Annotated in this window: 23 protein-coding genes; all 23 read right to left on the bottom strand. The window is 39.7% G+C overall.

The window, feature by feature from the left end; genetic code table 11:
- The 23 genes from HIPMA_RS01275 to HIPMA_RS01165 all read right to left on the bottom strand — a co-directional run bounded on the left by HIPMA_RS01275 (position 1) and on the right by HIPMA_RS01165 (position 23,228).
- Positions 1–267: a hypothetical protein gene (locus HIPMA_RS01275; RefSeq protein ID WP_013681273.1), complete on the bottom strand. Its 267-nt coding sequence runs from the start codon at positions 265–267 to the stop codon at positions 1–3.
- 12 nt (positions 268–279) lie between these two features.
- Entirely contained in the window at positions 280–2,862 is a 2,583-nt protein-coding gene (alaS, locus tag HIPMA_RS01270) for an alanine--tRNA ligase (protein WP_013681272.1), read from the bottom strand.
- Positions 2,849–3,304: a regulatory protein RecX gene (locus HIPMA_RS01265; protein WP_013681271.1), complete on the bottom strand. Its 456-nt coding sequence runs from the start codon at positions 3,302–3,304 to the stop codon at positions 2,849–2,851. Before HIPMA_RS01265 ends, alaS begins: the two co-directional genes overlap by 14 nt.
- 2 nt (positions 3,305–3,306) lie before the next feature.
- Positions 3,307–4,380 (bottom strand): type IV pilus twitching motility protein PilT, encoded by a 1,074-nt coding sequence (locus HIPMA_RS01260; protein ID WP_013681270.1) that lies wholly within the window; start codon positions 4,378–4,380, stop codon positions 3,307–3,309.
- Positions 4,370–5,386 carry a recombinase RecA gene (recA, locus tag HIPMA_RS01255; RefSeq protein ID WP_013681269.1) on the bottom strand — a complete coding sequence of 339 codons (1,017 nt, stop codon included), beginning with the start codon at positions 5,384–5,386 and terminating at the stop codon, positions 4,370–4,372. Before recA ends, HIPMA_RS01260 begins: the two co-directional genes overlap by 11 nt.
- Before the next feature lies 1 nt (position 5,387).
- The gene (thpR, locus tag HIPMA_RS01250; protein ID WP_013681268.1) at positions 5,388–5,945 is read right to left on the bottom strand and encodes an RNA 2',3'-cyclic phosphodiesterase; all 558 of its coding nucleotides are present in this window, start codon (positions 5,943–5,945) and stop codon (positions 5,388–5,390) included.
- Positions 5,942–6,958: a CinA family protein gene (locus HIPMA_RS08985; RefSeq protein WP_013681267.1), complete on the bottom strand. Its 1,017-nt coding sequence runs from the start codon at positions 6,956–6,958 to the stop codon at positions 5,942–5,944. The genes thpR and HIPMA_RS08985 overlap by 4 nt, the downstream gene beginning before the upstream one ends.
- Complete coding sequence (locus HIPMA_RS01240; protein ID WP_013681266.1) at positions 6,955–7,416, bottom strand: phosphatidylglycerophosphatase A family protein; 462 nt, start codon at positions 7,414–7,416, stop codon at positions 6,955–6,957. Before HIPMA_RS01240 ends, HIPMA_RS08985 begins: the two co-directional genes overlap by 4 nt.
- Positions 7,413–8,579 carry an aspartate aminotransferase family protein gene (locus HIPMA_RS01235; protein WP_013681265.1) on the bottom strand — a complete coding sequence of 389 codons (1,167 nt, stop codon included), beginning with the start codon at positions 8,577–8,579 and terminating at the stop codon, positions 7,413–7,415. The genes HIPMA_RS01240 and HIPMA_RS01235 overlap by 4 nt, the downstream gene beginning before the upstream one ends.
- 80 nt (positions 8,580–8,659) lie before the next feature.
- Positions 8,660–10,114: an NADH-quinone oxidoreductase subunit N gene (locus HIPMA_RS01230; RefSeq protein ID WP_013681264.1), complete on the bottom strand. Its 1,455-nt coding sequence runs from the start codon at positions 10,112–10,114 to the stop codon at positions 8,660–8,662.
- A 12-nt stretch (positions 10,115–10,126) separates the two neighbouring features.
- Positions 10,127–11,692 (bottom strand): NADH-quinone oxidoreductase subunit M, encoded by a 1,566-nt coding sequence (locus HIPMA_RS01225; RefSeq protein WP_013681263.1) that lies wholly within the window; start codon positions 11,690–11,692, stop codon positions 10,127–10,129.
- A gap of 15 nt (positions 11,693–11,707) precedes the next feature.
- Positions 11,708–13,606 (bottom strand): NADH-quinone oxidoreductase subunit L, encoded by a 1,899-nt coding sequence (nuoL, locus tag HIPMA_RS01220; protein WP_013681262.1) that lies wholly within the window; start codon positions 13,604–13,606, stop codon positions 11,708–11,710.
- 13 nt (positions 13,607–13,619) lie between these two features.
- Positions 13,620–13,916 carry an NADH-quinone oxidoreductase subunit NuoK gene (gene nuoK, locus HIPMA_RS01215; RefSeq protein ID WP_013681261.1) on the bottom strand — a complete coding sequence of 99 codons (297 nt, stop codon included), beginning with the start codon at positions 13,914–13,916 and terminating at the stop codon, positions 13,620–13,622.
- A gap of 10 nt (positions 13,917–13,926) precedes the next feature.
- Positions 13,927–14,430 (bottom strand): NADH-quinone oxidoreductase subunit J family protein, encoded by a 504-nt coding sequence (locus tag HIPMA_RS01210; protein WP_013681260.1) that lies wholly within the window; start codon positions 14,428–14,430, stop codon positions 13,927–13,929.
- 5 nt (positions 14,431–14,435) lie between these two features.
- A complete protein-coding gene (locus HIPMA_RS01205) occupies positions 14,436–14,855 on the bottom strand; it encodes a NuoI/complex I 23 kDa subunit family protein (RefSeq protein ID WP_013681259.1) in 420 nt (139 codons plus the stop codon).
- Between the two features lie 12 nt (positions 14,856–14,867).
- Entirely contained in the window at positions 14,868–15,860 is a 993-nt protein-coding gene (gene nuoH, locus HIPMA_RS01200) for an NADH-quinone oxidoreductase subunit NuoH (protein WP_013681258.1), read from the bottom strand.
- A 2-nt stretch (positions 15,861–15,862) separates the two neighbouring features.
- The gene (locus HIPMA_RS01195; RefSeq protein ID WP_013681257.1) at positions 15,863–18,220 is read right to left on the bottom strand and encodes a molybdopterin-dependent oxidoreductase; all 2,358 of its coding nucleotides are present in this window, start codon (positions 18,218–18,220) and stop codon (positions 15,863–15,865) included.
- 11 nt (positions 18,221–18,231) lie between these two features.
- Positions 18,232–19,428, bottom strand: a complete 1,197-nt coding sequence (gene nuoD, locus HIPMA_RS01190; RefSeq protein WP_013681256.1) for an NADH dehydrogenase (quinone) subunit D — start codon at positions 19,426–19,428, stop codon at positions 18,232–18,234.
- 15 nt (positions 19,429–19,443) lie between these two features.
- The gene (locus HIPMA_RS01185; RefSeq protein ID WP_013681255.1) at positions 19,444–19,974 is read right to left on the bottom strand and encodes an NADH-quinone oxidoreductase subunit C; all 531 of its coding nucleotides are present in this window, start codon (positions 19,972–19,974) and stop codon (positions 19,444–19,446) included.
- A gap of 14 nt (positions 19,975–19,988) precedes the next feature.
- Complete coding sequence (locus tag HIPMA_RS01180; protein ID WP_013681254.1) at positions 19,989–20,450, bottom strand: NADH-quinone oxidoreductase subunit B; 462 nt, start codon at positions 20,448–20,450, stop codon at positions 19,989–19,991.
- Entirely contained in the window at positions 20,441–20,791 is a 351-nt protein-coding gene (locus tag HIPMA_RS01175; RefSeq protein WP_013681253.1) for an NADH-quinone oxidoreductase subunit A, read from the bottom strand. The genes HIPMA_RS01180 and HIPMA_RS01175 overlap by 10 nt, the downstream gene beginning before the upstream one ends.
- A gap of 179 nt (positions 20,792–20,970) precedes the next feature.
- A complete protein-coding gene (gltA, locus tag HIPMA_RS01170) occupies positions 20,971–22,386 on the bottom strand; it encodes an NADPH-dependent glutamate synthase (RefSeq protein WP_013681252.1) in 1,416 nt (471 codons plus the stop codon).
- The gene (locus HIPMA_RS01165; protein ID WP_013681251.1) at positions 22,386–23,228 is read right to left on the bottom strand and encodes a sulfide/dihydroorotate dehydrogenase-like FAD/NAD-binding protein; all 843 of its coding nucleotides are present in this window, start codon (positions 23,226–23,228) and stop codon (positions 22,386–22,388) included. Before HIPMA_RS01165 ends, gltA begins: the two co-directional genes overlap by 1 nt.
- Positions 23,229–23,245 lie beyond the last annotated feature (17 nt).

Here is a 23,245-nt window from a genome sequence, read left to right as displayed (position 1 = left end):
TCAACCCTCTTTCTTCTTTCCTCTAAGCAATGTTTTAATTTCCTCTATATCTTCCTTTGTTGCGAGCCCAAGCTCATCGGCTAACTTCTTTATGTCATCTCCAACAATATTTTTTATCTGTTCTTTCCTTTTGCTTAGGTGCTCTTTTCCTATATCTACCAGACCTTTATCCTCAACCTCTTTTTTACCCTCTTCTATAAAACCTTCAACAATTTTGTCGAGTTTTTTTGTAGCCCCAACGGTTAGATATATCAACTCTCGAAGCATCTGCGGGCCTCCTTATAAGAAACTATTAATACTCCTTATAATTTCCTCTAATCTATCCAAATCCCTACCGCCGCCCTGGGCAAACTCCTCTTTTCCTCCACCTTTACCGCCCAAGGCCCTGGAAATCTTTCCAACAACATCCTTCGCCTTGATTCTATTTGCCAAATCTTTTGTTACCATCACTATTACATTAACCCTGTCATCCTTTTTGTCAAACAAAACAACAATACAGCTTTTTAGCTTAGATTTGACCGTATCGCCCAGATGTCTCAGCTCGGATACATCCTCATTCTCAAATACATCCACATAAACATCTATACCGTTAACCTTAACAACCTTTGAGGGGTCAAATTTAGGTTGACTTTTGAGTGTTTTTTTCTTTTTAAGCTCTTCTATCTTTAACGGCAGCTCAGTTATAGGAATACCCAACTTCGAGGCAGCATCTTTTAGGACTTTTTCAATTTGCTTAACATACTCGTAGGCTTCAACACCAACTTTAGCCTCAATTCTTCTAATGCCTTTTGCCACTGCTGACTCATGAATTACTTTAAAAAGCCCTATTTCGCCACTTGCTTTAACATGAGTCCCCCCGCAGAGTTCCTTGCTTATATTACCCACAGAGACAACCCTAACCTCATCGCTATATTTTTCATCAAACAGAGCTATAGCGCCGCTGTTTATAGCATCATCCAAGCTCATAGTCTCGGTTTTTACAGGATAGTTTTCAACGATCCAGCTATTTATAAGCTCCTCAATTTCCTCTATCTGCTCATCGGTCAATTTTGAAAAATGGGTGAAATCAAATCTCAACCTGTTATCCTCAACCAAAGAACCTGCCTGTCTTACATGTTTGCCTAAAATCTTTATAAGTGCGGCATCAAGCAGATGTGTTGCAGTATGATGGCGGGCTATATTTTTTCTCCTTGCAACATTTATCCGCAAATCGCATTCATCATTCAATTCAAACTCACCCTCCAATACATCAACCTTATGAACAAATAGATTACCATCAAAGTATTTCTTCACATCGCTTACAAAAGCCCTTGCATTACCTTTCAGAATAAACCCTGTATCTGCAACCTGACCACCGCTTTCTGCATAAAACGGCGTCTTATCAAATATGAAATAATAGACCCCCCTCTGGGCCTGTTCTTTTATCTTTTTATCCTTGCCCACTATACCCAAAAGCCTTGCTTTTGTCTCAAATTCATCATAGCCCACAAACTCCGTTTTGCCTTTTTGTTTGTATATATCACCAAAGGCATCCCACACAAACTCATCGCCTGAGCCCTTCCACGATTTCCTCGAGGCTTCCCTTTGTTTTTCCAAAAGCTCATTGAAATCTTTAACATCAACCTCAAAACCGTTCTCTTTTGCTATATCCACGGTTAAATCTATGGGGAATCCGTATGTGTCATACAGCTTAAATGCGCTCTCTGCATCAACAACCCTTTTCGTTGCTTTATCAAATATATCGTTCAATATTCTAAGACCGCTATCAAGCGTTTCAAAGAACTGCTCCTCTTCAGCTTTAACAACATTTACAACCATCTCTTTATTTTGCAACAGTTCCGGATACACATCACCCATAACATCATTAACCGTATCGATGAATCTATACAAAAACGGTTCATTTGCACCCAATTTTTTGCCAAACCTCATAGCACGGCGCATAATCCTTCTTAAAACATAGCCCCTTCCCTCTTTATCCGGAAAGACACCATCTGCTATCAAAAAGTCCATAGCCCTTAAATGGTCTGCGATAACCCTAACCCCCACATCGCGATTGCTGTCTTTTCCATAGTCTATTCTAAAGAACTCGCTTATGTTACCTATGATGTGCCTGAAAATATCTATATCGAAATTACTATGAACCCCTTGCAAGATAGCACTAACCCTCTCAAGCCCCATACCAGTGTCTATACTAGGTTTTGGAAGTGGCGTCATATTACCATCTTCATCCCTGTTGTATTGCATAAATACCAAATTCCAAAGCTCTAAATATCTATCACAATCACAGGCTACAGAACAGTTAGGTTTTCCACAGCCCACATCTGGGCCTTGATCTATGTGAATCTCTGAGCAAGGACCGCAAGGCCCTGTGTCGCCCATTGCCCAGAAGTTATCATGCTCATCCATTCTAACTATCCTTGATGATGGCACACCTTCCTGTTTATTCCATATTTCAAATGCTTCATCATCATCCTTAAAGATAGTTATCCAGAGCTTATCTTTATCTATACCTAACACCCTGGTTACAAAATCCCATCCAAAGTGTATTGCCTCTTTTTTAAAGTAATCTCCAAAGGAAAAGTTTCCCAACATTTCAAAAAAAGTATGGTGGCGCGCCGTATATCCTACATTTTCTAAATCGTTATGCTTTCCTCCGGCTCTAACGCATTTTTGACAACTTGTAGCTCTTGCGTAATCCCTTTTCTCTTTACCCAAGAAAACATTCTTAAACTGCACCATACCGGCATTTACAAACAGAAGCGTTGGGTCGTTTTTAGGAACAAGAGGTGCGCTTTTAACAATTGTATGACCATTCTCTTTAAAATATTCCAGAAATGCCTTCCTTAAATCAGACGATTTCATTCTCCTTCTCCTTCACATCGTATTTATTCAAAAGCTCAACAATTGTATCTTTATCAAATCCCCGTCGATACATAAAATCAAATAGTTTTTTTCTTGCATTCGGCTTGTTCTTTAGAAGTTTTAATTTTTTTAAAAAAATCCCTTCTGCTTCTTCTGCCTCTTCTGTCAATACATTATCTATGATAGACTCATCGATACCTTTCAATGCAAGCTCATGCCTAATTCTGAGTTTTCCATACCCCTTTTTCAGTCTAAAAAACGCATAAGTTTCAGCGTAGCGCTTATCATTCAAAAAACCATTTTCTTTTAGACTTTTAACAATCTTTTCTATATCAGAACTACAAACGCCCTTTTTTTGAAGCCTACTTTCAACCTCTTTTGTAGAATAGTCTCTTCTTGCCAATAAATTAAATGCGTATCTCAAAGCCTCTTTGTAATTCAAATCTAACCTATACCCCTTACCTTCAAAGCAAAATCATTTGGATTAGAGGAGTACTCTTTGGCCTCTTCAAAGGAAACTAAACCGTTTTTATAAAGCTCCATCAAAGACTGATCAAAACTCTGTGTTCCGTAGATTTCCCTGTTTATCTCTATGGAACGTTTAATGTTATGTATCTTCTCTGCATCCAATATAGCATCTCTTACAAGCTCACTTGCTATCATAATCTCAACAGCAGGAACCATACCATTGCCGTCTTTTCTCTTTAGCAACCTCTGGGATATAACAGCCTCTATTGTGGCAGAAAGTTGCAACCTGACTTGACGTTGTTCGTTCAATGGAAATGCCGCTATTATCCTATTTATTGTCTCCGTTGCGTCCTTTGTATGCAAAGTAGACATAACAAGATGTCCTGTTTCTACAGCCTCAAGAGCAGTAGATATAGTCTCTCTATCTCTCATTTCACCAACAAGTATTACATCTGGATCTTCCCTTAAAGCACCCCTTAAACCATCGGCAAATGTAAGTACATCGTAACCCACCTGCCTCTGTATTATTGATGAATTTATATCCTTATGGAGATATTCGATGGGATCCTCTATGGTAATTATATTTTTCTTCCTTTTCTTGTTGATTATGTCAACCATACTGGCCAAGGTTGTGGATTTACCGCTGCCTGTAACACCTGTAACCAAAACTAAACCGCGTGGTTTCAAGGCTATCGTCTCTATGACTTTGGGTAGATTTAGACTATCCAAGTCAGGTATATCGAATGGTATAAATCTAAAGATAGCTGCTGGTGTTCCTCTTTGATAAAGCATATTTACCCTGAATCTTCCAACGCCGCTTAGACCGTAGCCTATATCCACCTGTCTTTCTTTCTTAAATTTTTCGACAAGAAAATCATCCACCTTTTCATTGGATAAGAATTCATTAAAATCCGCTTCGCTTAGAGGCTCATCTTCATCATCTCTTATCATCTCGCCGTTTATTCTAAAAAACGGCTTAGAGCCAACCTTTATATGTATATCACTGGCTCCCTTGAGTGTTCCCTTTTTTAAAATATCATCAACTCTCATTAGTCTCTCCTTTTGGTCTACAGTTCAATTCATTCCTGAGTTTTCTCTCTATTTCCTCAAGCAAATCCCCTCTTCCCTTTAAAAACTCCTTAGCATTATCCCTACCTTGCCCTAATCTCTCATTGTTGTAAGAAAACCATGAGCCACTCTTTTCAACAATATCGTGAGCAACAGCCAAATCAAGCAAATCCCCTATCTTATCCACACCCACACCGTAGAGTATATCAAACTCAGCCTCTTTAAATGGGGGTGCTACTTTATTCTTGACAACCTTTACCTTAACCCTGTTTCCAACAGCCTCACTTCCCTGTTTTATAGGAGATCCACTCTTTCTTATCTCCATTCTTATTGAAGAATAAAACTTTAAAGCATTTCCACCGGTTGTTGTTTCTGGGTTTCCAAACATAACGCCTATCTTCATTCTTATCTGATTCAAGAAAATAATTGATGTATTGGACTTACTTATAGCTCCGGTGAGTTTTCTCAGAGCCTGACTCATTAGTCTGGCCTGCAACCCCACATGGGCGTCTCCCATATCGCCTTCAATCTCAGCCTGAGGCACTAAAGCTGCCACTGAGTCCACAACTATCAAATCCACGGCATTACTTCTGATGAGTGTATCTATAATTTCAAGTGCTTGCTCTCCTGAATCGGGCTGGCTAACAAGCAAATTATCAACATCTACACCAAGCTTTTCAGCATAGTATACATCCAATGCATGCTCAGCATCAACAAAAGCCGCTAACCCCCCCTCTCTTTGGGCTGCAGCTATGCAATGCAAAGCTAATGTAGTTTTACCGCTCGACTCTTGGCCGTATATCTCTATGATCCTACCCCTTGGAATACCGCAAACACCTAGAGCATAATCTAAAGATAAGATCCCTGTAGGTATAACATTCACATCTACAGCTTTCACATCGCCAAGTTTCATTAAGGCACCCTTACCAAACATCTTTTCTATTTTAGAGATAGCCATATTTAGTGATTGAAGTTTTTTATCATTCATATTACACTCCTTTTAAATGGAATTTTTCTATCTTTCTATAAACAGCTCCGCTTTTGAATAGTTTGCTTTCATACAGATAAAGAGTATCCACCATGAAACTCAATTCATTGTTTTTTAAAAAATCCCTGCAGAATTTTATTGCTTCTAAAAGATCGTCCGCTTTTATATACTTTACCCTGCCTATTGTTAAATGACAAAATGGTTTATTATCCGGCCTTCTAAATATCTCAAGTTCCTTATTTAAAGTTGCTGCAATTCTCTCAAACTCTGGATTCTCCTCCCCCAACCATAACACATTTGGATGCTGGATGTCTTTAAAAACACCGGCCTTATCAAATCTTATCTTGAAACAGGCATGTTTGTTTACCTCTGAACTAAGTAACTCTTTTATCTTAATCAAAGCAAAATCCGGTTGCTCACCCATAAATTTCACAGTCAAATGCATATTCTCCTTTGGTGTAAAACGAACCCTATCTGTGAGTTTGGATAAGCCTTTTTCAAGCTCCCAAACAACTTCTTTTATGGCATCAGGTATATCAAAAGCAATAAATAACCTCATTGACTTAAAATAAACTCCCTTAATAATAAAATACTGTATCTAGTCGATTTCTCCCTTATTATCCTTCTATTACCGCTAAAGACAACCTTTTCTACAACAACACCTTTCTTTGAGGCTGCCGCTATATAGACAAGACCAACTTGCTTATCTTTTGTTGCACCGCCAGGTCCCGCAATACCTGTTGTTGCTATACTAAAATCCGCATTAGTTAAGTTTATTGCCCCAACCGCCATAGCCTTTGCCGTCTGCTCGCTTACAGCACCCACATTATAAAGTATATTAGCCTGAACCTTTAGGATATTTGTTTTAAGTTTATTCGAATAAGTCACAGCACCCCCCTCAAGATAAGCAGAAACACCAGGCACATTAGCAATTTTTGCAGCTATTAAACCCGATGTGCAAGATTCGGCTGTTGCTATCTTTACTTTTTTATTTTCTAAAACATCAAACAGGGCATCCTCGGCCGATTTGCCAGTGGTTGTATAGCAGCCCTTTAGCTTTTCATATTTATCAACATCCTTACGCTGAACAGAAAAAATACACTCAACCTCATCTTTATAGATAAGATTTTTATCTTTTTCTATATCACACCTAAAAACCTTTACCAGGGCACTCTCTGAGGTAAAATGACTCAAAACAACAGATGCATCCAAATTCTCTTTCAAATTATAAGGAAGAAAAGCCACAGGTTTTTCATACACAAAATCAAAAAATACACCATCTAAAAATCTCTTAAATCCCTTTGCCAGAACAAACGGTTCTTTCTCATCAACAAAAACACTACTACGTTCAAACTCAACAAGCATTACCTTTTGTAAATCAGACCATTTACTCTTACTATAGATAAAAATAAGACCATCATTGGATTCAAAAGCTATTTTTGCTACATTTCTTAGTTGTGTTGTATTGTAAACGTTGCATTTAAGGGATATCTCTATTCCATACTTAAAAAAAAACTCATCCGGTAGTCCGGAATCAATACCAACACCAATGTAAATAACGGCTGTTTTCATCTAACTATCACCTGAAGTATTATATTAACCATCAAACCTCCAACCGCATCGTCTATCATTATACCAAACCCTCCACCCAACTTCTCAAGCCAGTTTAGAGGTGGAACTTTAGATATATCAATCAATCTAAATAAAAAAAATCCAGATATCGCCACCACAGGATGGTAGGGAACGGCCATTAGGGATATAAGCATTCCAACAACCTCATCAATAATGACAAATGATGGATCTTTTATGCCGTAAACATTCTCCATTACATCACTTGCAAGAACACCAGCAATAAATAATATAACAACTACAAAAGCATAAAAATAGATACCTGAATCCTTTAAAAACATATAAATCAGTAACCCGAACAAGCTACCCATTGTTCCTGGTGCATATGCCGTGTATCCTATACCAAATATTGTGCTTATATGCTCTGAAATTCTCTGTATTGTATCCTCGTTAATCTTCATTTAATTTTCCAAAAAAAATCAACTACAGCATCTATATGCTCCTTTTGTACTATCAATGGTGGTTCAAGCCTGACAGACCTATCTCCAGCTTTGCCGATTAAAATACCCTTATCTAAGGCTTTTCTAACAACATAGTCGGCATAACTTGATTCTCTAAAATGAACACCCACCATCAATCCCATTCCGCTTATATATTCAAACTGTTTATTATCTTTTAATACGCTTTTCAACCTTTCTATCATATAATTACCTAACTCTTCGGCCTTTTTATATAAACCCTCCTTTATCACAAAAGATACAACCTCTTTAGAAACATAACTAATAAGGGGATTGCCACCAAAGGTAGATCCATGTGTTCCATAGCCAAATTTAGAGGCAACATAATCTTTGGCAAGGAGCGCCCCTATAGGTAACCCCCCACCTAAACCCTTGGCAAGAGTAATAACGTCGGGCTCTATTCCGTAGTGCTCATAAGCAAATATTTTACCTGTCCTGCCTATCCCTGTTTGAATTTCATCGACAACAAAAAGAATATTATTTTCTTTGCAATAATTAAAAAGTCTCTCTACATAACCCCTATCTGCAACGTTTATACCACCTTCTCCTTGAATGAGCTCAATAAATACAGCAGCTACCCTCGAGTCAACTTTGTTTACAAAATCATTGAAGTCGTTGAATTTAGCATAAACAAATCCATCGGGCATTGGCTCAAAACCTTTTTGATACTTAGTCTGCCCTGTTGCAGCTAATGCAGCTAAAGTTCTACCGTGAAAGGAATTTTCCATAGAAATTATTTTATATCTATCTTTATCAAAAAGCCTTACGAGTTTAATAGCCGCCTCATTAGCCTCTGCTCCACTATTGCAAAAAAACGCCTTGTCACAACAGGAATTTTTAATAAGCAGTTCGGCAAGGTCAGCCTGTTCTTTTATATAGTAAAGATTCGAAACATGGATGAGCTTTTTTACCTGTTCTTTTAGGGCATTTACAACAACTTCATGACTATGACCCAAAACATTTACAGCAATGCCGGCTAAAAAATCCAGATATGGTTTACCGTTAAAATCATAAAGATATACACCCTCTCCTTTTTGAAATGCAACCTCAAAACGTTTATAGTTTTCTATGATATATTCTTTAGTTTTTAAAAAGATATCCTCCACTTTCTATCTCCTTGCATTTATATAATAACAATGGGGTTTCTTTGTCAAGAAAAAGAGGAAGGGAGAGGCTCCCTACCCCCTTAAAATCCTATTGAGCCAAGTGCTATATCCAAGAAAGAACTTGGGAATATTCCAATGTAAAGCACACAGATAGCAGCCAACAGAACAACGGCTTTTACCGGAACGCTATTGAATAGCTCAAGCTTGCTCTCATTCTCACCTTTCATGTACATAGTAACGATAACATTTAAATAGAAGTAGGCAGAGATTGCACTATTTACAACGCCTATAATGGCAAGCCAATAAAGATGAGATTTAACGGCCGCTGAGAAAAGATAGTATTTACCCACAAAACCAACTGTGGGCGGAACACCTGCAAGACCGAACATAAACACAAGCATTGATGCGGCTATTAGTGGATGCTTATACCCAAATCCTTTAAGATTTTCAATCTCTGTTCCCCTATCTTCTTTTTTGCTTATAAGTTCGGCAACGGAAAACGCTCCGAGGTTTAAAAATACATAGGAGAATAGATAGAACATTACAGCGCCGTAACCCAATTCATTTGCAGCTACTATTCCAACAAGCATATAACCTGCATGGGCAATTGAAGAATAACCCAAAAGTCTCTTTAAGTCTTTCTGCCATAAAGCTACCGTGTTACCGAATGTCATTGTAAGTACAGCTACAACCCAGAGCACCTTTGTCCAGTTGGGTTCTATTGGGCCCATACCCACAGCCAAAAATCTAAGAAGAGCCAAGAACGCTGCTGCTTTCGGCGCGACAGACATAAATGCACTCATGGGTGTTGGAGCAGAGGCGTATACATCCGGTGTCCATGAATGGAATGGAAATGCTGCAATTTTAAACCCAAATCCCACAAACACAAAGAGAAAGGCCAAAATAGAAATCCATTTATAGAAGCTGCTTGCTCCGGATAATGAAGATTTAATAACGTTCAAATCTACACTACCAAATAGCCCATAGAACAATCCAATACCCAAAACTAGGAAGGTTGAAGCAAAAGATCCCAAGATGAAATACTTCATTGCACCTTCGACGCTTTCATCCTTATCCCTTAAAAACCCGGTTAAGATGTACATACCGATTGAAAGTGTTTCAACTGCTATAAACATTACAATTAAGTTATAGGTTGATGCCAAAATCTGCATGGCCACCAAAGAAAATAAAAGAACCTCATAATACTCACCTAAATTTATCTCTTCCCTTTTTAGAAAATCAAAGCTCATTATTATAGCCACAAAGGCTGTAATGAGCATAATGATGCTTGCGAAATTACTAGCTTTGTCCATCACAATCATATTGTTAAAGGCTGTCATGTTTGCATTGTACATAACGACAACAGCGGCAAAAGCAAAAATAACGCCAAACAGGGCAAGCAATCCGTTTAATGTTTTAAGCCTCTTAGGGAGCCACAAATCTATCAATAGGATAGCAAAGGCAAAACCCGTAAGAATCAGCTCAGGAATAATAGCTGTTAAATCTTTCAACGAGTAAACCATACTTATACTCATAGCCACTCCCCTTTAGCCTTTTTTAACTACCACCGTTTTTGTTAGGCTAATCTGAGTTGTGTTTACATTAGCTTCTACGGTGGTTCTGTTTACTTGTTTAAGTAGATGCTCGACCGATACCCTCATCTTAGAAAGGAATGTCTGAGGATAGATACCTATCCAGAAAACAAACACAAGCAGCGGTATCAGATAGAGCCATTCCCTGAGATTCATGTCCGTTAAACCCAAGTTCTTGGGGTTTGTAACCTTATTAAAGAACACCCTTTTATACATTGTGAGCATATAGACAGCTGAGAAGAGACCGCCGAATGCAACAATTATACCATAAACCGGCTTGCTCATAAATGCACCCAGAAGAATCATAAATTCACCCACAAAGCCGTTTGTTCCAGGTACCGCTATAGATGATAAGGTAAATATCATAAAGAATGCAGCGAATGCCGGCACTAAGTAAGCTAAACCGCCATACTCAGATATTAACCTTGTATGCCTTCTCTCATAAACTATACCCACAACAAGGAACAAGGCGCCTGTTGAAATTCCGTGGTTCACCATTTGTAGTATGGAACCCTCAACACCTGTTTGAGTTAAAGCAAACATACCTAGCATAGAATAACCCAAATGAGAAACAGAAGAGTAAGCGACAAGTTTTTTGATATCGGGCTGAACCATAGCCACAAAGGCTCCGTAGAATATACCTATTATAGACAACACAATTACAAGTACGGCAAAGGCATGTGTCATATCAGGAAACATAGGTAAATTAAACCTTAAAAATCCGTATGTTCCCATTTTAAGCAATACACCTGCCAAAATGACAGAACCAGCTGTTGGTGCCTCAACGTGTGCCCATGGGAGCCATGTGTGGAATGGCCACATCGGAACCTTGATTGCGAATGCTATAAAGAACGCTAAGAATAACCACAATTGGAGATGGTGCGGAAGTGGCTGTTGCATGAGCTGAACCATATCCATTGTATATGTACCTGTATATTTATGGTGCAAGAAATACAATGCCATAATAGCTACAAGCATAAATACACTACCAGCAAAGGTATAGAGGAAGAATTTCATAGTTGCGAAAACCCTGTTTGGACCACCCCAGATACCTATCATTAAATACATAGGAATAAGCTGAAGCTCCCAGAATACATAGAACAGAAAAACATCCAAAGAGATAAAAACACCGAGCATACCGGTCTGCATCAAGAGTATAACAATATTGAACAGCTTAACCTTCTTATCAATAGCCTTCCAGGTAGAAAGCTGAGCTATTGGCGTCAAAAATGTGGTTAGCAATACCAAAAACAAGCTTATGCCATCAACACCTACATAGTACTGAAAACCCAACGATTTAATCCACGGAACCCTCTCTACAAATTGCATATGGTACGTTGTTGGGTCAAAGTAGAAAAACAACGGTAACGAAATTATAAAATCCAATACCAGGAAGCCAAAAGTAACATACTTTATCAAACCTTCATTCTTCTCGCTTATTAGGGTAACTAAAAAAGCGCCCACTAAGGGAAGAAAGGTTATTGTTGTTAAAATCGGAAAATGCAGCTGATTCATATCCATACCCCAACTCCTTAACTAAATAATTTTAACAATATACCAGCCACTCAATACGATAATTCCCAAACTAATCCAATAGGCATAGTTGTTAACAAATCCAGTCTGCATTAATCTAAAGCCTCTACCAACCCTACCTGCAATCCAACCTGCTCCATCAACCATACCTTTGTCTATCAATATAACATCAACTATCTTCCATAAGAAGTTGGTAGATACCCACCAGAATGGTTTTACTATGCAACAGTAAACAAACTCATCAACATAGTATGTGTTTGCCAAAAGTGTATAGATTGGCTTAAACATATTCGCGATTTTCTCTGCTGTAATAATTTTCTTGATATAGATAGCCCAAGCGGTCAATATTCCTGCAACACCCATAGTAACAGAAATACCTATCAAGAGAGCCTCAGAATAGTGGGCCTCATGGGCTACCTCTGTTGTTGGAGCTGTATGGGTTACAAACCATTCAAATGGCACATGACCACCCATCTTTATTCCTACCCAGCCACCGACAATAGAAAGTATGCCAAGTACCCACATAGGTAGAGTCATAACAGCTGGGGCCTCGTGTGTATGCAATTCGTGGTACAGCCCTTCAACCTTCTCCTCTCCATAGAACACGCTAAATACAAACCTAAACATATAAAATGCGGTCATAAAGGCTGTTATTTCACCGATTATCCAGATATAAGGATGCCCCATCTCAAGGGCAGATGCTAATATTGCATCTTTTGAGAAGAAACCCGCAAATGGGGGAATACCAGAGATAGCTAAAGACGCTATAACCATCAAGATAGCCGTTTGGGGCATATATTTCTTTAGATTGCCCATAAGGTCTATAGAAAGTAAACCCCTCATGGAATGCATAACTGCGCCAGCACCCAAGAAGAGAAGACCTTTAAAGAATGCGTGCGTCATAAGATGGAACATTCCAGTCCAATAAGCGCCAACACCAACACCTATAAACATATATCCAAGCTGAGATAGCGTTGAATACGCCAGGATTCTCTTGATATCCTTGTGCGTCAACGCCATTGTAGCAGCATAGAAAGCTGTGAAAGCACCAACGCTTGCAACAACTTCCTGAGCTGTTGGAGTTAAAGAGAAAATAGCGTTAGACCTTGCAACCATATAAACACCAGCGGTAACCATTGTTGCTGCGTGAATCAAAGATGAAACAGGCGTTGGACCCTCCATAGCATCGGTCAACCATATATATAGAGGGAACTGAGCTGACTTACCAACTGCACCCAAAAAGAGTGCCAAACCGATTATTGTTGCTGCAGTCGAGCCAAAGCCCAAAACTTCTTCAGCTCTCGGAAATACATCAGCGTAGGTTACACTGCCGAAGTAGTGAATCAAGAACAAAACACCGATTATAAAGCCAGCATCGCCTATCCTATTAACAACGAATGCCTTTTCTCCAGCGTCAGCCGCTGTATCTTTTTCGTACCAGAAACCAATTAACAGATAGGATGCCAAACCGACACCTTCCCAACCTACGAACATCAATAGATAGTTATTTCCAAGAATAAGTATAAGCATAGCTGTAACAAATAGGTTGAGATAGGAAAAATAACGGGCATAGCCCCTATCGCCTTTCATATAGCCATTTGAATAGATGTGAATCATCCAAGAAACAAATGTAACAACAAAGAGCATTACAGCAGACACATAATCAACTCTCAAACCAAACGGCACAGTAATACCTTTGAAAGGCAACCATGTGAAATATGTATACTCAACTATATGTCCCTTTATTACTGAGATTATTGGGAATAAGCCCAATATAAACGAAATACCTAAAGCCGTAGCAGCTATAACGCCTGCAATAGGTTTTGTCCACTTACCAAATATACCATTGATAAGAAAACCTATAAGAGGCGTCAATACGATAAACAGTAGTATTACCTTCATTTCTCTTCCCCTCTCACTTTCTTAAGATTGAGAAGTCGTTGATATCAACACTTTTCTTCCTCTTATACATCATAACCGCTATGGCTAACCCTACAGCTGTTTCACTTGCAGCCACAGCCGCTACAAACAGAAACATTACCTGCCCCGAGACATTGCCAACATAGTAAGACATAGCAATAAGAAGCAACCCTGCCCCATTTATCATAACCTCTAAAGACATAAGCACTATCATAAAGTTTCTTCTTATCATGACTCCCGTTGCGCCTATGGCTATAAGCAATGCAGATACAATCATGTATTGAGTTAACATAGATACCCCCTTACTTTATATCCCTCTTTGTAAGCACAACCGCACCAAGCAGAGCAACCAATAAGATGATTGCGGTTATTTCAAACGGCAGTAGATAATGTTTAAATAAAACCTCTCCTATAAGCTTGGTGTTACTACCACCAAGAGCAAGGTTTTTCCCTGCATTGCTCAAATCAATTTTAAACTTGTAGGCCAATGCAATTAGGTCTGCAAGCAAACCAATCCCAATAAAAGCAGCCCAGTACCACTGAGAATTAAATCTTTTCAAACCCTCAAGTGTCCTTCTATTCATAACCATCATTGTTAGGGTTATCATAACAGCTATAGCACCAGCATATACTATCAATTGAAGCATTGCATTAAACTGGGCATGGAGCATTACAAACAACCCTGCTATTCCAAAGAAGGCAAGCACCATAAACAGTGCAGCTCTGTAGGGATTCTTACTCAGTAATACACCCAAGGCACCGCCTACGGTTAATATCGCTATAATGTAAAATACAATCGCTTCCATGTCTATCACCCTTCTTTACTTTTTGAGTTTAACAGCTGTTCTTTGGTATAGATGAATTTTTCCCTGTCATACTCGGCAAGTTCATATTTGTCCGTCATACTTAAAGCCAACTCTGGACATACCTCAACGCAAAGACCACAGAAAAGGCATCTTCCAAGATCTAATTCATACTCTGCTGCGTTTTTTGTGTGGTCTTCATTTTCTATGGGCGTTATCTTAATGCATTTAGACGGACAAACCCTTTCACACAATCCGCAATCTATACACTTAATCTTGCCGCTATCCTCAAATTTCTCCAACGCATGCAGCCATCTACCCCTTTCTGGGACTTCGAGTCTCTCGTTAGGATATTGGCAGGTAACCGGACGCGTAAAGAGATACTTTATCGTTACGGACAAACCCTTTCGTAAATCGTTAAATAACATTGCACCTTCCTCCTAATAAACGGGTAAACCTATTGCCAATGCAAAGCCTGTCCAAAGTATGTTTAACACCATTAAAGGCAATAGAGCTTTCCAAGCAATGTTCATCAATTGATCGTACCTGTACCTTGGGAAGGTACCCCAAAACCATGTAAACATGAAGATAAATGCTAATATCTTAATCCAATACCATACAAATCCAGGTAATATAGGGCCACTCCAACCGCCCAAGAAGACAATGGAAGCCAGAGCAGAAACTACAAATATCGTCACATACTGACCAAAGAAGAACATACCCATTTTAAGGCCAGAAAACTCAGTCATATGACCAGCAACAAGCTCAGGCTCAGCCTCAGGCAAGTCGAATGGTACCCTTGCAGTTGCAGCTATCATAGCTATAACAAAGGCTACAAAAGCAAATGGCTGATAGAAAACAAACCACAGATGTTTCTGAGCTTCAACAATTTTTGTTAAATCCAAAGAATGAGCCATAAGTATTGGGTTTAACAAGGCCAATGCCAATATAGCCTCATAACTTACAACCTGAGCAGCCTCCCTTTGAGAACCTGTCATGGAGTATTTTGAGCCACCGGATGCGATACCTGCGGTTAATACCCCAAAAGATGCCATACCCAACATAGCGAGTATGTAGAGTATATCTATTTTTGAATGAAAAACGCTTAGATAAAATACCTTGCCGCTTGATAGATGTATTGGCGGTCCAAACGGAATAGCTACAGCAGCGGCAAATGGTAATGATGCAGCTATTAAAGGGGCAACCCAGAAAAGAGGCTTATCAGCCCTATCTGGAATAAGATCTTCTTTCCAGAAGCTCTTTATAGTGTCTGCTATAGGTTGCAGAAGTCCGTAAGGCCCAACCCTTTTTGGCCCTATCCTCTGCTGCATATGACCTATAACTTTTCTTTCATACCATGTGGCATACATAACATATACGCTCAAAACGCTAACAACCACTACCAGTTTTACTATTGCTATCAATACTTCCATGGCTACTCACCCTTCGTAATTTTTGCGCTAAATAGGTTATTAAACGAACCGCTTAGGCTATATACGTTAGAACCCTCATACCATAGCGGTACACTCACAACACCCTTTGGCATCTTCTCATCAACTTTAACCTTCAACGATAGTGCACCCAAATCTTCAACTTTGACTACACTTTCATCCTCAAGTCCAAGATTTTGGGCATCCTCAGGGTTCATCTCAAGATAAGCCTCAGATGATGCAATATGGGCACCCTCTCCAAATGATGAGAAGATTCCAGACCTAAATTTAGAGTAAACCACAGCACCTTTAAGCTCACCTTCAAAGGTAGCAGATTCCAAATTCACCTTTACAAAGTCTGACAAATCACCTTCAAGTTCAAAGCTAGCTTTATCTACAAGCTCTTTTATGTAACCCAAAGGCAAATTATAACCGTAGAGGTTAGAGATATCTGCTATAACTTTCCAAGCTGGCTTATTAGGCTCATTCAAAGCCTTTCTTACTTTATTGAGTTTACCCTCTATGTTTACAAAATGTCCATCAACGCCAGCAAATGTAGCTGAAGGCAAAACCACCGAAGCGTGTTTTACCGTTTCAGACATGTATGTCTCTACAGCCACAACTTTTGCATTTTCAAGCACAAAAGCTGCATCTTCATCACTTAACAGCTCATAAAGGTCGGCATTCATAAGCAAGAGAACTTTTAATTTACCATCCTTGATGAGATTTTTTAGATTATAAACACTAAATCCACCATCTACTTTTCTGCCGTAGGTATCAAAGCCATTAACAGCGCCTGCAAAGAGTGATCCGTATGCGTTATTATATTTGCTTGAAACATAGAGTTTTACTTTATCTCCAAACAACAACATTAAGTCGGCTAAAGCCTTGGCCACTTCCTCACCAAAAGGCCTCTCTAAAGCTTCTTGACCTACTACAAATGCAATCTTGCTGGCCTCTGTTAACGCCTTAACGGCATCTTCTGCTATCTCATAGTTCCCTCCAGCCAAAGCATCACTCTTTACATTCAAAGCGGCGCTCAATGCGTCAAACAGGCTTGCCAAGAACTTAAGTTCATCGCCTACTTCATACCTCAAGGCTATACTGCCCAAGGTATCTATTTTTGTATCCCTCCAATACGCACTTACAAGTTTCGATTTTTTAAGCAGCTTTACATTTCTTGTAATCTGCCAATCTAAACGTGGCATCTCATTTGCAACATCTCCACCGAAGGCAAAGATTACATCACACTCTTCCATATCCCTTACATTATTGAAAGGAGCCACACCCTTTGGCAGATATTTGTAAAGCTTAGCTATATGGGTTGAGGCTACTGCATCCAAGTTATTGCTCTTTATAGCGTTATTCATAAATATCTTAGTGGCATACTCATCCTCAACAGTACCCCTGCTTCCACAAATAGCTGCAATCTCATCGCCCTTAACAGATTTTAATACCTTAACAGCTTCTGCAATGGCGCTATCGTATGAAGTCTTTCTACCGTTTATATAGGCATCTAAGACAAGATTTTTAGGCTCAATAACGGAATAGTTAAACCTACCCAGATTACAAAGATTTGCCAAGTTAGGCGTATTATCCTCGCTTGTAACCCTTAAAACCTTGTTATCTTTTACATTTAAATCCATCTGGCAGCCAGAAGCACAGAACTGACATGTGGTTCTAACCTTTTCCATCTCCCATGGGCGTGCCTTATACTTAAACAACTTACTACTCATAGCACCCGTAGGACATATGCTCACACATTGGCCACAGAATTCACACTCAAGGGGCTTACCGTCTTTTGTATCAACCTCTCTACCACCCCATTCTTTCTTAGCCATAGCCAGGATGCCAAAATTGACAACCTTATCGCATATGGTAACACAGCGGCGACAGGCTATACATAGATTTGCATCATGATGAATGATTCTCCACTCATGATGTATAGACTTATTCGGCACACTAAGAGGATCCGCTTCTTCTTCTTTTGGATTGCTTGTAATATTAAGATAGTAGTTCACATCCTGCAGGTCGCACTCACCGCTTTTATCACAAACACCACACTGCAGTGGGTGGAACTTATCCCATTCCTGAACTATACCCTCTCTGAATTCTCTGGCCTTCTCAGAGTCCGTTAGGATTTCCATACCGTCTTTAACCTTAACAGCGCAAGATAGCATTGGCTTTTTCATGCCAACTATCTCAACGGCACAGACCCTACAGGCACCAATTGCACCAAACCTATCAGAGTAGCAGATAGCCGGTATATAGATACCGTTTCTTCTTGCTACTTGCAATATAGATTCATCTTTGCTTGCTTCGTATTCCTTACCGTTTATTTTTATTTTTACAGTATCAGCCATTCCTACACCCCTTATCTATCGCATTCGCCGAACACGAAGTCTAAACTACCGATTACCGAAATAATATCCGCAATTAAGCCACCTTGAACCATCTTCGGCATTGCACTGATGTTAATAAACGACGGTGAGCGAATCTTAAGTCTGTATGGTTTACCTTCTCCTGTTGAGTAGATATAAAAGCCAAGCTCACCCTTGGGGTTCTCTGCACCAAAATAAACCTCACCAGCAGGAGCCTTTATACCCTTAACAACCTTAACAAAATGCTTCATCAAAGCATAATTATGGGTCATTATCCTCTCTTTAGGCTCCCAAACATATTCAGGCTTATCTATCATTGCAGGTCCAGATGGAATTTTCTCTATACATTGCTCTAGAATCTTGTTTGACTGAACCATTTCATCCATTCTAACAAGGTAGCGTGCATAAACATCACCTTCATCATACACAGGAATCTCAAAGCTTAACTCCGGATATACTGAGTAGGGCACATCCCTTCTTAAATCCCAATCAACACCGCTACCCCTTGTACATGGACCTGCTATACCGTAGTTTATAGCATCTTCTTTAGAAATATAACCTACATCCTTTGTTCTTTTTAACCAAATCCTGTTTTTAGTCAAAAGCGTATGGTACTCTTTGACCTTTTTTGGAAAGAGTTTTACGAACTCCTTAAGTTTATCCATAAAACCCTCTGGAAGATCCCTTGCAACACCACCAATCCTGATGTAGTTATAGGTCAACCTATTCCCGCAGGCTATCTCATACATATCTAATATGTACTCTCTTTCTCTGAAGCAATACAGGAAAACCGTCATTGCACCGATATCAAGGGCATGCGTAGCAAGCCAAACAAGATGCGATGCAATCCTGCCAAGCTCAGCCATTATAACCCTGATATATTGAGCCCTCTCAGGAATTTCCTTATCAATCCCAAGGAGTTTCTCAACAGCCATAACATAAGCTAAGTTGTTGTTCATAGCTGCCAGATAGTCGAGCCTATCTGTATAGGGGTTAAACTGCTGATAAGTCATGTTCTCTGCAAGCTTTTCAATACCCCTATGCAAAAAACCTACCTGGGGGTCGGAGTCAACGATCCTCTCGCCATCCAGCTTAACAACATACCTCAAGACACCGTGTGTTGCTGGATGCTGAGGACCTACGTTAAGTACAACTTCCCTCTCATTCTTTACCTGATAAGTTTCATTCATGTCCCATACTCCTTATTAAGGCATCCTTGTGTGTCTGGGCTTTTTAATCTGTCCTTCAGGAAGGTGTTTATCCAACCATACATCGTCTTCTGGTTTCCCTTTAAGTGGATAATCCTTCCTTAGAGGATAGCCTTCCCAATCCTCAGGCATCAAAATCCTTCTTAAATCAGGATGATTGTTAAATTTGATGCCAAACATATCGTAGGTTTCCCTCTCGTCCCAGTTTGCCGAATGCCAAATATCACAAACACTATCAACTGCTTCATCTTCTTTGGTCCTTGTTTTTACCCTCATTATCATTTTATGAGGAATAGACCTAAGCTCGTAGACCAAATCAAACCTCTCTTCTCTCTTCGGGAAGTCTACGGCCGTCATCATCACCAAATAATCAAATTTTAGCTCGCTATCATCGTGTAAAAACTGCATAAACTCATGGAGTTTTTCTTTTTTTATTGTAACGGATAGCTCATTTCTGAAGGTGTCATGCTCAACGATGTATTCGCCAAATTTAGACTGTATCTTTTCAAACAACTCCTCGTTTGTCATAAGACTCTCCTTTTTTAAGCTTTCATTGAGCCTTCTCTTCTTATCTTCTCCTGAAGCTTCATAATACCATAAAGCAACCCCTCTGGCCTTGGAGGACAACCAGGTACATAGACATCCACAGGCATTATAGTATCAACACCTTGGACAACACTGTAGGTATCGAACATTCCGCCTGTATTAGCACAAGAACCCATAGAAATAACCCATTTTGGATGGGGCATTTGATCGTAAACCTTTCTTGCTGCTATAGCCATCTTTTTGGTCAACGTACCGGCTATAATCATAATATCCGAATGTCTTGGAGATGCTCTAAAAACAACGCCAAATCTATCAAGGTCAAAACGAGATGCACCTGTGGCCATCATCTCGATAGCACAACAAGCAAGACCAAAGGTCATCGGCCACAAAGAGGAGTATCTTGCCCAACTAACCAACTTGTCGAGCTTCGTAGTTATCCAAGGATTCTCTACTCCCATTCTAACGCTCCTTTCTTATAGGCGTAAATCCAACCAACAAACACCATTACAACGAACAAACCCATCTCGATGACCCCAAGAATACCTAAACCCTTAAAGTCGACCGCCCAGGGATACATAAATACCGCTTCTATATCGAACAGAGTAAACATAATGGCAATGATATAGAAACGGATATTGAAATGCCCAAGCTCGGATATCATTGGATATCCGCACTCGTAGAGGTCAAACTTTTCAGGGTAGTATTCTTTGGGGGCGAGATACTTAGAAATGGCCAACATGGCTCCAAAAATCACAAAAAGCAAGATAACCGAAATAAAAGCAATAAGCCACTGCGTCATACTCCGACCCCCTTTCCATTATTTTCCATAAAGCCAGCTTGAATTTTACACCAAACAAAAACCGTGTCAATCACAAAAAATATATGAAACTAAACCTTACTTAAAAATCTAATTAACTTATATACAATTATAGGGTGTTAGGTTAAATATAACCTAACACCCTATAATTTTTTCTTAAACTATTGGGCCGAGAGTGTTTCATGTATAGACTTAGCTGCCTTTTTACCTGCCCCAACAGCTAAAATAACTGTAGCTGCACCGGTAACTATATCGCCACCTGCCCATACCTTAGGATGGGTTGTCTTACCTGTCTCCTCATCGGCAACAAAATAACCCCATTTATTGGTCTCAACGCCTGTTGCACTCCTTGCAACAATAGGGTTAGCATTCTGTCCGATTGCCACAATAACATTGTCCACATCCATCACAAAATTTGAGCCTTCAATAGGAACAGGTCTTCTTCTACCAGATTCATCCGGCTCGCCAAGCTCCATCCTGACGCATTCAAGGCCTTTAACATTGCCGTTTTCGTCGCCTATCACCCTAATAGGATTGGTTAGAAGCTCAAACCTAATGCCTTCAGCTTCTGCATGCTCTATTTCTTCAGCCCTTGCTGGCATTTCTGCTCTACTTCTTCTATATACAATTATTGCCTCTTCAGCTCCGAGCCTTTTTGCTGTTCTAACAGCATCCATGGCAACGTTGCCACCACCAATTACAACAACTCTCTTTCCTGCCTGAATAGGAGTGTCAAATTCTGGGAAGTCAAATGCCCTCATAAGATTAGACCTTGTCAAAAATTCACTCGCAGAATATACACCATTTAAATTCTCACCAGGAATACCCAAAAATGATGGCGCACCAGCACCATTTGCTAAAAATACTGCATCGTATTCCTCAACAAGCTCGTCTACGGTTTTTATATATCCTATAACGTAGTCTGTATAAATTTTAACACCCATTTTCTTGATTTGCTCAACCTCATAGTTGACAATGGATTTTGGCAACCTAAACTCCGGAATTCCATAAATTAAAACGCCACCTGGCTTATGAAGAGCCTCAAAAACTGTAACATCATAGCCTAATTTGGCTAAATCAGCTGCACAGGCCAAACCCGCAGGGCCAGAGCCAACTATTGCAACTTTCTTACCCTTCTTTTGTGATTCATCTATATCCTCATCAACAATACCATGCTCCCTTGCCCAGTCAGCAACAAACCTTTCAAGTCTTCCAATGGCAATAGGTTTGCCTTTTTTATTCATTACACAATTACCCTCGCACTGCTCTTCCTGAGGACAAACCCTTCCGCAGACAGCAGGTAAGGCGTTTGTTATCTTAATTTCTTTAAACGCAGCCTCTATATCCTCATCGATTATCTTATCAATAAATTGAGGGATATGAACATCTGCAGGACAACCCTCAACACATGCTGCAGGCTTACATTGCAAACACCTTTGAGCTTCTTTTATAGCCTCTTCCAAACTATATCCATATGGAACCTCATTAAAATTTTTCACTCTCTCTTTAGGGTCCTGTTCCTTCATAGGAACCCTGTCTCTCTTAAACTTCTCAGCAGGTTTTATCCTCTCAGCCATTATGCCAAACCCTCCTTTGCTTTATAAAGCTCTAAAGCCTTCTGCTCTTGTTCTTTGTACTGCCTTTGTCTTGCCATAAGTTCATCAAAATCAACCAAAGCACCATCAAACTCGGGCCCATCAACACAAGCAAACTTTGTTTTTCCGCCCACGGTAACCCTACATGCGCCACACATTCCCGTTCCGTCAACCATTATTGGGTTTAAAGAAACGATAATAGGTTTATTGAACTTTTTAGCAGACTCGGTGCAGGCCTTCATCATAATTGGAGGGCCAATAGCCCAAATTCTATCCACGTTATCGGCCTCTGTAGCCAAAAGCTCCTCAAGAACCATATTAACAAATCCTTTTTTACCTTTGCTACCGTCATCTGTTGCAACTATAAGCTCGGTTGAAGCTTCTTTCATTTTATCTTCCATTATCAAAAGATCTGCTGTTCTTGCACCGATGATAGAGACAACATGGTTGCCAAGATCTTTTAGTGTTTTTGCGATTGGATGAATAGGTGCAATACCTATACCACCACCAATCATAATAACCTTTCCTGAGAACTTCTCAACCTCAGAAGGCATGCCTAACGGACCAACAAAAGAATACAACTCATCACCTTCATTCATCCTTGAAAGTTCCAAGGTACTTTTACCAACAACCTGAAAAACAATTTGTACCCACCCCTCATCTTTTGAAGAATCTGCAATAGTCAAAGGAACTCTTTCTCCGTGCTCCTTCGGTATAAGGATTATAAACTGACCAGCTTTGGATGCTTTTGCAACATCCTTGGCCTCGATAAGCATGGAGAAAATCGTATCACTCCACTGCTCTTTTTTAAGAATCCTTGCCATCAAAACCTCCTACCAAC

The organism is Hippea maritima DSM 10411 (assembly GCF_000194135.1).
GTDB classification, from domain to species: domain Bacteria; phylum Campylobacterota_A; class Desulfurellia; order Desulfurellales; family Hippeaceae; genus Hippea; species Hippea maritima.
This window is presented reverse-complemented; position numbering and strand designations above follow the sequence as displayed.

Excerpts from the sequence above, each read along its gene's own strand:
- HIPMA_RS01275 (WP_013681273.1), bottom strand. The coding sequence starts at position 267 with ATGCTTCGAGAGTTGATATATCTAACCGTTGGGGCTACAAAAAAACTC.
- alaS (WP_013681272.1), bottom strand. The coding sequence starts at position 2,862 with ATGAAATCGTCTGATTTAAGGAAGGCATTTCTGGAATATTTTAAAGAG.
- HIPMA_RS01260 (WP_013681270.1), bottom strand. The coding sequence starts at position 4,380 with ATGAGAGTTGATGATATTTTAAAAAAGGGAACACTCAAGGGAGCCAGT.
- recA (WP_013681269.1), bottom strand. The coding sequence starts at position 5,386 with ATGAATGATAAAAAACTTCAATCACTAAATATGGCTATCTCTAAAATA.
- thpR (WP_013681268.1), bottom strand. The coding sequence starts at position 5,945 with ATGAGGTTATTTATTGCTTTTGATATACCTGATGCCATAAAAGAAGTT.
- HIPMA_RS08985 (WP_013681267.1), bottom strand. The coding sequence starts at position 6,958 with ATGAAAACAGCCGTTATTTACATTGGTGTTGGTATTGATTCCGGACTA.
- HIPMA_RS01240 (WP_013681266.1), bottom strand. The coding sequence starts at position 7,416 with ATGAAGATTAACGAGGATACAATACAGAGAATTTCAGAGCATATAAGC.
- HIPMA_RS01230 (WP_013681264.1), bottom strand. The coding sequence starts at position 10,114 with ATGAGTATAAGTATGGTTTACTCGTTGAAAGATTTAACAGCTATTATT.
- HIPMA_RS01225 (WP_013681263.1), bottom strand. The coding sequence starts at position 11,692 with ATGGATATGAATCAGCTGCATTTTCCGATTTTAACAACAATAACCTTT.
- nuoL (WP_013681262.1), bottom strand. The coding sequence starts at position 13,606 with ATGAAGGTAATACTACTGTTTATCGTATTGACGCCTCTTATAGGTTTT.
- nuoK (WP_013681261.1), bottom strand. The coding sequence starts at position 13,916 with ATGTTAACTCAATACATGATTGTATCTGCATTGCTTATAGCCATAGGC.
- HIPMA_RS01210 (WP_013681260.1), bottom strand. The coding sequence starts at position 14,430 with ATGGAAGCGATTGTATTTTACATTATAGCGATATTAACCGTAGGCGGT.
- HIPMA_RS01205 (WP_013681259.1), bottom strand. The coding sequence starts at position 14,855 with ATGTTATTTAACGATTTACGAAAGGGTTTGTCCGTAACGATAAAGTAT.
- nuoH (WP_013681258.1), bottom strand. The coding sequence starts at position 15,860 with ATGGAAGTATTGATAGCAATAGTAAAACTGGTAGTGGTTGTTAGCGTT.
- HIPMA_RS01195 (WP_013681257.1), bottom strand. The coding sequence starts at position 18,220 with ATGGCTGATACTGTAAAAATAAAAATAAACGGTAAGGAATACGAAGCA.
- nuoD (WP_013681256.1), bottom strand. The coding sequence starts at position 19,428 with ATGAATGAAACTTATCAGGTAAAGAATGAGAGGGAAGTTGTACTTAAC.
- HIPMA_RS01185 (WP_013681255.1), bottom strand. The coding sequence starts at position 19,974 with ATGACAAACGAGGAGTTGTTTGAAAAGATACAGTCTAAATTTGGCGAA.
- HIPMA_RS01180 (WP_013681254.1), bottom strand. The coding sequence starts at position 20,450 with ATGGGAGTAGAGAATCCTTGGATAACTACGAAGCTCGACAAGTTGGTT.
- HIPMA_RS01175 (WP_013681253.1), bottom strand. The coding sequence starts at position 20,791 with ATGACGCAGTGGCTTATTGCTTTTATTTCGGTTATCTTGCTTTTTGTG.
- gltA (WP_013681252.1), bottom strand. The coding sequence starts at position 22,386 with ATGGCTGAGAGGATAAAACCTGCTGAGAAGTTTAAGAGAGACAGGGTT.
- HIPMA_RS01165 (WP_013681251.1), bottom strand. The coding sequence starts at position 23,228 with ATGGCAAGGATTCTTAAAAAAGAGCAGTGGAGTGATACGATTTTCTCC.